Origin of the sequence: Klenkia sp. PcliD-1-E, assembly GCF_024124375.1 — a bacterium.
GTDB lineage: Bacteria > Actinomycetota > Actinomycetes > Mycobacteriales > Geodermatophilaceae > Klenkia.
The window spans coordinates 1-1,457 of the sequence record NZ_JAMXRZ010000249.1 but is presented as its reverse complement, the minus strand read 5'-3'; the positions used below and the strand labels follow the sequence as shown (position 1 = coordinate 1,457).

Here is a 1,457-nt window from a genome sequence, read left to right as displayed (position 1 = left end):
AGCGCGGCGACCGCGACCGCCCCGCCGACGCCCACCCAGGTCCAGGCCCCGGCCGGCAGGGCCCGCGGCCGGCGGAGGGCGACCAGCCCGAGGACGGCGAGCAGCGCCGCGGTGGCCCACCCGGCGACCGCCGGCGTCCCGGCCGGCGGTGGCCGGAGCACGAGCAGGAAGGGGAGGAAGGCCGCGACCCCCAGCAGGAGCGCGGCGCCCGCGCGGGCGACGTCGTCCTCCTCGTCCAGGACCACGCGCGCCTCCTCGCCGACGACCGACGGGGGCCAGGGTGTCAGCCCGGCGCCCCGTCCCAGCGGTACGCGCCCGCCTCGTTCGTCCACCGACCCTCACCCCGGGACCGGTCGCCCGACCCGCGCCCCACCACCGCCCGCCGCCTTGACCGCGCGGACCGCCGCCCGGGCGGCGTCGACCGCCGCGGCGTGGCCGCCCGGGACCAGCGGCGCCACCCCGACGCTCCCGCCGCGCACCAGGTGGTCGGGGACACCGCGGTGGGGCTGGGCCAGCGCGCGGGCCACGCGGTCGGCCACCACCAGCGCCACCGGGGCGGCGACCGGGAGCAGGACGGTGAAGGAGTCACCGCCGGTGCGGAACACCGACCCGTCCGGCCCGGCGACGTCGGCCAGCCGCCGGGCGGCCTCGACCAGCACCCGGTCGGCGGCGGCGCTGCCCAGCACGGCGTCCAGCTCGCCGAAGCGGTCCAGGTCGCACACCAGCAGGGCCCGGTCACCACCCGAGCGGGAGAAGGTGCCCACCTCCCGCTGCAGCGCGGCGGCGTTGGGCAGACCGGTGAGCGGGTCGGTCCAGGCCAGCAGCTCCAGCTCGCGGCGCCGCCGCTGCTCGGCCGTCACGTCGCGCAGCTGCAGCAGCAGCCCACCGTGCGGCCGCACGTGCACCAGGGCCTGCAGCTCCCGGGCCGGCCCGAGCGCGGGCGCGGTGCGCAGCACCAGGACTGGGTGGGCGTCGGCCAGCTGCAGGCTCCAGCGCAGCTGGTCGCGGTCGGCGGGCGGGACCAGGTCGAGCAGCGACCCGGTCGGCGCCGTCCCCGGGGGCAGCCCGAGCAGCCGGCGCGCGGTCGGGGACGTCTCCCGCAGGTGCAGCCGCTCGTCCAGCACGACCAGGCCCTCCACGGTGTGCTCGAGGAGGTCCTGCAGGTCGAGCTCGCGGCGTACGAGGTCCCCGGTGAGGGCACCGGCCTCCAGCAGCCGGAGCACCAGCCGCACCGCCATGAGCGCGGCCACCAGGGTGAGCCCGCCGACCGCGCCGTCGGTCAGCTGCCGACCGGTGAGCAGGGTGGCGCCGACCGCGGCGGGCAGCGCGAGCAGCGACGCGCACAGCACGACGGTGCCCGCGCGGCTGACCACCGGGACGGCGTCCGCCGTGCCCGGGGCGGGCCGGTCGAGCGGGCCCCGGCGCGCGGCGACCAGCCCGCACAGCAGGGCCCCGAC

Annotated in this window: 2 protein-coding genes; both read right to left on the bottom strand. The window is 80.1% G+C overall.

The genetic code is table 11. The features are described from left to right. A partial coding sequence (locus tag NH342_RS22955) for a hypothetical protein (RefSeq protein WP_253018694.1) occupies positions 1-245 on the bottom strand: 245 nt, incomplete at its 3' end. 93 nt (positions 246-338) lie between these two features. After that, the coding region (locus NH342_RS22950; protein WP_253018692.1) for a diguanylate cyclase domain-containing protein at positions 339-1,457 on the bottom strand (1,119 nt) is incomplete at its 5' end.